We start from the raw sequence: 8,577 nt of genomic DNA, 5'->3' as shown, positions 1-8,577 counted from the left end.
CTGGCCCGTCGTCGCGGGCGCCGCCGCCATGGGCTGCGCCTGGCGCCGCGCCGCGCCGCCCTGCTGGGCGTTGCGCTGCACCGCGCGCGCCACCGGGTTGACCAGGCTGCGCTGGTGGCGCCACATGAAGTCGTCGAGCTGGCGCGTGGCGAAGTCGTAGTCGCGGCGCGCCCAGTCGATGTCCTGTGCCCATAGCGGCAGCGCGGCCGAGGCGGCGGCGGCCGCGCCCAGCGCGAGCAGCACTTTCCTGGCATCCATGCACGGCTCCTTGAAAAAAAGCGGCGGCGGCAGGCGCCCGCCCTGGGCACCTCCGCCGCCCGGCACTTGCGTGCTCCGGTCGCGGTTTTACTGCGCGCGGGACACCGTGGAGATGGAGTTGCCAATGGCGTCGCCGATGGACTTGGTGACGTTGGCCAGCACCTCCTGCAGCTTGGACTCGGCCTTGAACTCCTCCATCTTGTCGAACTGCGCCTGCTGCGAGCCGCCGGAGTTCTCCCCCGCGCCCAGCACGTCCGACACCTCCTTGGAGAGCTTCTCCAGCTTGGCCGCCTGCTGGTTCTGCACCTCGCCCAGGGCCTTCATCAGCGCCACGAACCAGCTCTTGCCGCCCTTGCCGCCGCCCTCGGCGCCACCGGCCTTGCCGCCGCCGGCGTTCTCGGCGCCGCCCTGGCGGGCATCGCTCTTGTACTGCTGGAAGGCATCGACGATGTCCTTCATCAGGCCCTTGGAGAAGTCCTCGAAGGCCTTGCCCAGCTTGTCGGCGATGCCGCCGCCTTCGGTGCCGCAGTGCTGCTTGTTCTGGCCCACGGCCTGGTCCACGGCGTTCTTGATGATGTCGCCGATGAACTTGGGCATGCCGAAGTCCTTGCACAGCTGGTCCACGGCCCCGTTGACCGCACCGCCGATGGCGCTGCCCATCAGGTTGTTGATGAGGCTGCCCGCCATGCCGGCGCCGGGCATGAGCAGCTTGCCCACGTCCATCACCGAGCCGATCAAGCCACCACCGCCGAGCAGGCCGCCAATACCGCCAGCGCCGCCGAGCAGGCCGCCAATCGCACCGAGTGCAGGGATCATGATGTACTCCTTCGAGTTTCGGGCGCTTCAGGGTTGAAACCGCGCCCTGGTTGCTGAGGTAACCGTCCGCATCGCTGCGGAGCTGCTTTTCGCCTGCGCTGCTTCAACCGGTGGTTTTGCATCGCTGACGGTCTCCATTGAAGGCGATGGAGGCCTTCGCCGAAAGTCGGGACCTGCGGCAGTGCGTAGCGGCCGCAGTCAGTAACGTTCCTAATCGGATGGCCCGCCGGGCAGGGCTTTTTCGAGGGCGGTGCCGGGAGCGCTCCAGTGCGCGATGGTGCTGATGCCCCCGGCCGTCACGCCCAGCAGCCAGCGCTCGCCGCGGTGCTCCACCAGCACCACGCGCTCCTTGGTGCCCACGGGCAGCGCCCGCACGAAGCGCAGCGCCTCGCCATTGCCGGCGGCACGGCCCGCCTGGGCTCCCGTACCGCGGCCCAGGCGGCCGCGCAGCACGCGCAGCGCGATCCACGCCAGCACCAGCACCAGGGCCAGCGCCGCCAGCATGCGGGCGAAATTGCTCACGAACGGTTCCATGATTCATCCGGGTAGTGGGTGAGGTCTTCGCCGGGCGCCTGCAGGCGCGGCGCGGGCAGCGGGGGCACGACTTCGCCATCGGCTTCGCGGCGCTGGGCATCGACGCGCTCACGCACCTCGCGCGCCCACAGGACCACCTCGGCGATGATCTCGAACAGGTCGCCGGGCACGATCTCGCCGATCTCGCCGCGCGCCAGGAGATCGCGCGCCAGCGGCACGTTGCGCACGATGGGCACGCCCGCCTCCTCGGCCGCCTCGCGCATGGCGCGCGCCACGTGGTCCTCGCCCTTGGCGGCGATGGTGGGCACGGGCGAGGTCTCGCGGTCGTAGTCGATGGCGATGGCCACGTGCGTGGGGTTGACCACCAGCACGTTGGCGTTGCGCGCGGCCTGGGTCTGGTTCTGCTGCGACCACTCCTGATGCGCCTGCTTGCGCTGCTGCTTGATGATCGGGTCGCCTTCGCTTTCCTTGTACTCCTGCTTGATGTCGCGCAGGCTCATGCGCATCTTCTTTTCGAAGGAGTGGCGCTGGTAGACGATGTCCAGCAGCGCGACGAAGGCGAAGACGCCCAGCGTCCACGTCACCAGCCGCGAGCTCAGCTCCCAGGCCAGCGCGCCGATGAGCTGCGGCGAGGTCTGCGGCGAGCGCGCCAGGCCCACGAGCTGCGGCAGCGCCGCGCGCAGCACCAGCCAGCCGATGAACAGCAGCAGCGCCGCCTTGATCACGGCCTTGAGCAGCTCGACCAGGTTGTCCATCGAGAACATGCGCTTGACGCCCTGGACCGGGTTCATGTTCTCCAGCTTGGGCATCACCTTCTCGAAGGTCAGGATCGGGCCCATCTGCAGGAAGTCGATCAGCAGCCCCGCCGCGGCCACCGGCGCCAGCAGCAGCGCGGTGAGCAGCAGCCCGGCTTCGAGCGCCTGCATGCCCAGCGCGCGCACCGCGCCGGCGAAGCCCGTGAGGGTCCAGCCCTGGCCGACGGTGACGAAGAAGGCCTCGAACAGCGCGCCCACGCGCTGGGCCGCCTGATCCACGGCGAAGGTGCCCAGGCCCAGCCACACGCCCAGCAGCAGCGTGCTGGTGATTTCCTTGCTCTTGGGCACGTCGCCTTTCTTGCGCGCGTCCTGCAGCTTCTTCGGTGTGGGTTTCTCGGTCTTGTCGCCGCTGTCCTCGGCCATGGCAGCTCCCGCGAGAGGTGGTGATGGCCCCTGCGTTGCGGCCATTGCCGATTGGGTTCATTCCCAACTGCGGGCGTTACCAATTCGATGCGCCGGGGCGGCGCGCGGTGCAACGCACGGGGCGAGCGTGAACTTCCGCACGTGTTCGACGACGCAGTGGCCGGCGACCCGCCGCGCCTGGGGGAAGACGCACGCCTGAGCTGCACGCGGCATGAACCCTCCGCCCCGCGGCCGCAACCCAGCGCCACCTGGTTCCCCGCCTGGAGCGCCCCATGAAGCCGCCTGCCATCAGAACAACCGCTCTCCGCCACCCGCAGCCGCAGCGCCTCGCGCTCATGAGCGGCGGCCTGCTGCTCGCCGCGCTGCTGGCCGCCGCGCCGCAGGCCCGGGCGCAACAGGTCTGCAGCGGCCCGCTGCCCGATGTGAAATCCGCCGAGAAGGGCCCCAGCACCGAGAAGTTCCGCCTCATCGCCCAGGAGTGCGCAGTGCTCAACGGCGAGGCCAGGCTGCACCGCTCCGCGCAGCTGGACCTCTACAACCGCGGCCCGGCCTCCGTGACCATCCGCATGGCCGAGCCCGCGGCGGACCCCTACGCCGTGCCGGCCGAGCCGCAGGTGCAGCCGCAAATGCTGCCCGCCCCGCGCCGCGCCCCGGCCCCCGTGAACGACAGCCACGGCCGCCGCGTGCTGGTGGTCGCCCCCGCGCTGATGTCGGCGGCGCAGTCCCACGGCATCGACCCGCTGCTGATGCACGCCATCGCGCACGTGGAGTCGCGCCACAACGCCAGCGCCATCTCGCACGCCGGCGCGCGCGGCGTGATGCAGGTGATGCCCGCCACCGGCAAGCGCTTCGGCGCCGGCAGCGACGCCGAGCGCAGCCTGCTCGACGCCGGCACCAACGCCCAGGCCAGCGCCGCCTACCTGCGCACGCTGCAGCAGCGCTTCGGCGCCGACCTCACGCGCGTGCTCGCCGCCTACAACGCCGGCGAAGGCGCGGTCGCCAAGTACAACGGCGTACCCCCCTACGCCGAGACCCAGGCCTACGTGCGCAACGTGACGGCGGTGTACCGCCGGCTCCAGCAGGAATTCAGCGTCTCGCCCACGGGCCAGATCGTCGCCAAGGCCGGAGGTGCGCTGTGAGCACTTCCGCACGGCCGTTCCGAAGGAAGTGCTCCGTCCCCCTCGGGGCGACCGCGCGGAGCGCGAGGGGGTCCAAATGAGCATGGCCGACTTCTTCCGCAGCTCCGGCAAGACGCCCGAGAGCGTGCTGTCGCGCTACAGCGACCTGCTGCTGGTCGCGGGCGTGGTGGCCATCGTGGCGCTGATGGTGCTGCCGCTGCCGCTGTGGCTCATCGACCTGCTGGTGGCGGCCAACATCGCCTCGGGGCTGATGCTGCTGCTGCTGGCCATCTACATCCAGTCGCCGCTGGAGTTCTCGGTGTTCCCCAGCGTGCTGCTGATGACCACCCTCTTCCGCCTCTCGCTGTCCATCGCCACCACGCGCATGATCCTGCTGCACGGCGACGCGGGCCACATCATCGACACCTTCGGCAAGGTCGTTGCGGGCGGCAACCTCGTGGTCGGCCTGGTGGTGTTCCTGATCATCACCGTGGTGCAGTTCATCGTCATCGCCAAGGGCGCCGAGCGCGTGGCCGAGGTGGCGGCGCGCTTCTCGCTGGACGCCATGCCCGGCAAGCAGCTGTCCATCGACTCCGACCTGCGCTCGGGCCTGCTCGACAAGGACGAGGCCCGGCGCAAGCGCAAGGCGCTGGAGCAGGAAAGCAAGCTCCACGGCAGCCTGGACGGCGCCATGAAGTTCGTGAAGGGCGACGCCATCGCCGGCATCGTCATCATCGCCATCAACCTGCTCGGCGGCCTGGCCGTGGGCGTGGTGATGCAGGACATGGACGTGGGCACCGCCGTGCACAAGTACTCGATCCTGACCATCGGCGAGGGCATGGTGGCGCAGGTGCCGGCGCTGCTGGGCGCCATGGCCGCGGGCCTGATCGTCACGCGCAGCGGCGACGACGACGACAAGCACCTGGGCGACGCCATCCGCAAGCAGATCACCGCCAAGCCGCGCGTGCTGCTGGTGGCCGGCGGCATCTGCGTGCTGATGTGCCTGGTGCCGGGCTTCCCGGTGGGCGCCTTCCTGTCGCTGGCGCTGCTGTGCATCGGCGCCGGCGTGCTGCTCACCCCGGCCTGGCGCGACCGCCTGCTGCAGTCGCGCAACCCGGCCGTGCGCGGCATGGTGCAGAAGCTGCAGACCGCGCCGCAGGTCACCTCCACCGCGCTGCCCCAGGCGCGCCCCGCCGTGCCGCTGCTGCTGCGCGTGCCGTCGCGGCTGCTGGTGGACGACGGCGCCGCCAGGCTGGCCCGCGCGCTGGAGGAGGTGCTGGACGATTTTCAACTGCAGCTGGGCCTGCACCTGCCGCGCGTGCACCTGCACGGCGCGGGCGAGGACGACTGGGAACTGCTGGCCTTCGAGGTGCCGCTGGCGCACGGGCCGCTGCCCACGGAGGACGTGTACCGCGGCCTGGCCGACGCGCTGCGCCAGTCGCTGCGCCGGCAGGCGCCGCTGTTCCTGGGCACGCAGGACACCACGCTGCTGCTCACCCGCGCCTCCACCGACATGCCCGACGTGGTCAAGGAGGTGCTGCGCGCGCTGCCCATGCAGCGCGTGGCCGAGGTGCTGCGCCGCCTGGTGGGCGAAGGCGTCTCCATCCGCAACCTGCGCGACATCCTGGAGGCGCTGGCCGACGCCGCGCAGCGCGAGAAGGACGCGCACTCGCTGGCCGAGCTGGCGCGCATCGCGCTCAAGCGCCAGATCAGCTGGCAGGTGGCGCCCAGCGGCAAGCTGCGCGCGCTGATGCTGGACCCGGCGCTGGAGGACCTGCTGCGCCAGGGCGTGCGCACCAACAGCAGCGGCTCGCAGCTGGCGCTGGAGCCCGCGGTGGCGCAGCGCATCAGCCAGGCGCTGGGCGCCGCGGTGCACCGCCACCAGCCCTCGGCGCTGCTCACGCCCATCGACATCCGCTGGCACGTGCGGCGGCTGATCGAGGCCGAGTGCTTCGACACCCCCGTGCTGTCCTATCACGAGCTCATGCCCACGCTGCAGCTCGACGTGCTCGAACGCGTGGCCCTGCCGGCCGCGCCGATGCTGGAGGCCGCGTGAACACCTTCACTGCCCTGCCGCGCGCCCTGCGCCGCACCGCCTGCGCCCTGCTCTGCGGCGCCGCCACGGCCGCCGCGCTGGCCGCGCCCATGCCCAACGCGGCGCGCCCGCTGACGCTCACCGCGCGCGAGCAGCCGGTGGCCGCGTTCCTGCAGAACCTCTTCGCCTCGGTGGACGTGCCGGCCGTGATCAGCCCGCAGCTCTCGGGCAGCGTCAACGGCAACTTCAGCGGCCCGGCCGAGCGCGTGCTGCGCGACGTGGCGCGCGTCTACAACCTGGTGACCTACTACGACGGCGCGGCCATGCACGTGGTGCCGGCCACCGAGCTGGTCAACCGCAGCCAGGCGCTGGCGCCCGCCGCCGCCGAGCGCGTGATGCGCGAGGCGCAGGCGCTGGGCCTGCCCGACGCGCGCAACACGCTGCGCCTGACGGCGGGCAGCCAGCTCGTCATCAGCGGCACCAAGCGCTTCGCCGAACAGATCGACGAACTGGTCCGCGCCGCGCAGTCGGTGCAGGCCGCGGCCACCGCGCCGGCCGTGCCGGGACAGATGGATTTCAAGGTTTTTTACCTGCGCTACGCCTGGGCGCAGGACACCACCGTGAACCTCGGCGGGCGGCAGATCGTGGTGCCAGGGGTGGCGTCCATCCTGCGCTCGCTGGTGGGCTCGCGCCCCGGCGGTGCCGGCGCGCAGGACGTCGCGCTGCGGCCGACGCTGCCCAAGCTCAAGGGCCAGGGCCTGTCCTCGCAGGGCGTGGCGCCCACCTCGGCCGAGCGCAACAAGGAATCCGCCGACGCCGCGCGCGGCCGCGCGGTGGACGCGCTGGTCAACGCGCTCAACAGCACCGCGGTTCCCGCGGGCGAGGCCCCCGCGGCCAGCGCCCCGGCCGGCCCGGCGGTGGCCTACGACCCGCGCCAGGTCAGCATCGAGGCCGAGCCGCGCCTGAACGCCATCATCGTGCGCGACGTGGCCGAGCGGCTGGCGCGCTACGAGCAGCTCATCGCCGCGCTGGACGTGGAGCCGCAGTCGCTGGAGATCGAGGCGACCATCATCGACGTCAACACCGACCGGCTGCGCGAGCTGGGCGTCAACTGGCGCTGGAACAACGCCGGCAACTCGGCCTCCTTCGGCAACCTGGCCGCCGGCACGCTGGGCCGCGGCGGCGTGGCCACCACGGTGCTGGGCTCGCTGGGGCAGTTCATCGCCCGCATCAACGCGCTGCAGGCCGAGGGCGCGGCGCGCGTGGTCTCCAGCCCGCAGGTGGTGACGCTCTCCAACGTGGAAGCGGTGTTCGACAACACCTCCACGTTCTTCGTGCGCGTGGCCGGGCGCGAGGAGGTGGACCTGTTCAACGTCAGCGCCGGCACCTCGCTGCGCGTGACGCCGCACGTGTTCCGCGACCAGGACGCCACGCGCATCAAGCTGCTGGTCAACGTGGAGGACGGCGCGCTCACCGGGCGCCAGGTGGACCAGATCCCCATCGTCGAGCGCTCCAGCATCAACACGCAGGCGCTGATCGCCGAGGGCGAGAGCCTGCTCATCGGCGGCATGACGCGCGAGGTGAGCACCAGCAACGTGGACAAGGTGCCGGGCCTGGGCGACGCCCCGGTGGTGGGCAACCTGTTCAAGAACAAGACCAGCAGCAGCGCGCGCATCGAGCGCATGTTCCTGATCACGCCGCGCCTGGCCAACTCGCGCCCGGCGCCCACCAACACCGCGCTGCAGCCGGCCGTCCCGCCGGTGGCCGCGGCCCCGGCCGCCGGCTCGCGCTACACGCCCGAGCGCGCGCCGGTGGAGATCGACCTGGACGCGATGAGCCCCGGGCGCTGATGCCGGCTCCGGAATGGTTGATGACGCAATGCATGCCATGGCCGCTTCCGCGCAGTGCTGTCCGGGGAACTACTCCCTGTGGCATCTCGCAAGCCAAGCCGGTTCGCACGCCGACTCGTCACTCCCGCGGAGGCGGGAGCCCAGGCGGTCCCCAAGCCGCCGCAAGCGGATCGGGCGGAAGGTCGGGAAGGTTTGGAGGGTTGGTTCGCAGCACCTTGGCTTCGCGCCAACGTGGGGCCGCCTGGATTCCCGGCTTCGCGGGAATGACGAAGTAGTTAACGAAGCAACTCAGCTCACGGCCAGCGCTCAGCCGCCTTTGCCCGACAGCACAGCGCCTTCACAGGCATGACAAGGCACTTTCAGCACCTGCTTGAGATTGCAACGAAAGGACAACGGGCATGGACCACACCGCCTTCTCCGCCCTGGACGACGACGCGCTGGAGCTGCGCGTCCTCGAAGGCCCGCAGGCCGGGGCGCGGGCGCCGCTGGCCGGCACCTGCGTGCTGGCCGTGGCCGACACCATCATCGATGACGGCAAGGCCGACCTGCTGCTGCACGACCCCGCCGGCCCCGCCGCGCGCGTGCGCATCGCCGCCGCCGGCGGCCACGCGCTGCTGGAAGTGCTGAGCGGCACCGTGGATCTCGCCGGCGAGACGCTGGAGAGCGGCCGCGTCGCGCCCTGGCCGCCGCGCGCCGCGCTGCGCCTGGGCAGCACGGTGGTGGCCTTCGGCCCGGCCGCATCGGTGGTGAAGCGGGCGATGACGTGGACGTGCAGCTGGCGCACCATG

Annotated in this window: 8 protein-coding genes; 4 read left to right on the top strand and 4 right to left on the bottom strand. The window is 71.4% G+C overall.

The window, feature by feature from the left end:
• From Q0741_RS03945 to sctU, 4 genes are all read right to left on the bottom strand, one after another.
• A partial coding sequence (locus Q0741_RS03945) for a hypothetical protein (RefSeq protein WP_298231893.1) occupies window positions 1–258 on the bottom strand: 258 nt, incomplete at its 3' end.
• 87 nt (window positions 259–345) lie between these two features.
• Window positions 346–1,074, bottom strand: a complete 729-nt coding sequence (locus Q0741_RS03940; RefSeq protein WP_298231892.1) for a hypothetical protein — start codon at window positions 1,072–1,074, stop codon at window positions 346–348.
• A gap of 210 nt (window positions 1,075–1,284) precedes the next feature.
• Window positions 1,285–1,596 (bottom strand): flagellar biosynthetic protein FliO, encoded by a 312-nt coding sequence (locus Q0741_RS03935; protein ID WP_298231891.1) that lies wholly within the window; start codon window positions 1,594–1,596, stop codon window positions 1,285–1,287.
• Complete coding sequence (gene sctU / locus Q0741_RS03930) at window positions 1,593–2,786, bottom strand: type III secretion system export apparatus subunit SctU (protein WP_298231890.1); 1,194 nt, start codon at window positions 2,784–2,786, stop codon at window positions 1,593–1,595. Before sctU ends, Q0741_RS03935 begins: the two co-directional genes overlap by 4 nt.
• A gap of 335 nt (window positions 2,787–3,121) precedes the next feature.
• On the opposite strand from sctU, the gene Q0741_RS03925 reads away from it, so the two are divergent.
• From Q0741_RS03925 to Q0741_RS03910, 4 genes are all read left to right on the top strand, one after another.
• Window positions 3,122–3,925 (top strand): lytic transglycosylase domain-containing protein, encoded by an 804-nt coding sequence (locus Q0741_RS03925; RefSeq protein ID WP_298231889.1) that lies wholly within the window; start codon window positions 3,122–3,124, stop codon window positions 3,923–3,925.
• 76 nt (window positions 3,926–4,001) lie between these two features.
• Window positions 4,002–5,960 carry a flagellar biosynthesis protein FlhA gene (locus tag Q0741_RS03920; RefSeq protein ID WP_298231888.1) on the top strand — a complete coding sequence of 653 codons (1,959 nt, stop codon included), beginning with the start codon at window positions 4,002–4,004 and terminating at the stop codon, window positions 5,958–5,960.
• Complete coding sequence (gene sctC / locus Q0741_RS03915) at window positions 5,957–7,789, top strand: type III secretion system outer membrane ring subunit SctC (protein ID WP_298231887.1); 1,833 nt, start codon at window positions 5,957–5,959, stop codon at window positions 7,787–7,789. Before Q0741_RS03920 ends, sctC begins: the two co-directional genes overlap by 4 nt.
• A gap of 398 nt (window positions 7,790–8,187) precedes the next feature.
• The coding region (locus tag Q0741_RS03910) for a hypothetical protein (protein WP_298231886.1) at window positions 8,188–8,577 on the top strand (390 nt) is incomplete at its 3' end.

It is taken from the genome of uncultured Azohydromonas sp. (assembly GCF_937926365.1).
Classification (GTDB): Bacteria; Pseudomonadota; Gammaproteobacteria; order Burkholderiales; family Burkholderiaceae_C; genus Azohydromonas.
Note: the sequence above shows the minus strand (reverse complement) of the source record. Positions and strands in the feature narration are given on the sequence as shown.

Coding starts and splice junctions, on each gene's coding strand:
- Q0741_RS03925 (WP_298231889.1), top strand. CDS start 3,122: ATGAGCGGCGGCCTGCTGCTCGCCGCGCTGCTGGCCGCCGCGCCGCAG.
- Q0741_RS03920 (WP_298231888.1), top strand. CDS start 4,002: ATGAGCATGGCCGACTTCTTCCGCAGCTCCGGCAAGACGCCCGAGAGC.
- sctU (WP_298231890.1), bottom strand. CDS start 2,786: ATGGCCGAGGACAGCGGCGACAAGACCGAGAAACCCACACCGAAGAAG.
- Q0741_RS03940 (WP_298231892.1), bottom strand. CDS start 1,074: ATGATCCCTGCACTCGGTGCGATTGGCGGCCTGCTCGGCGGCGCTGGC.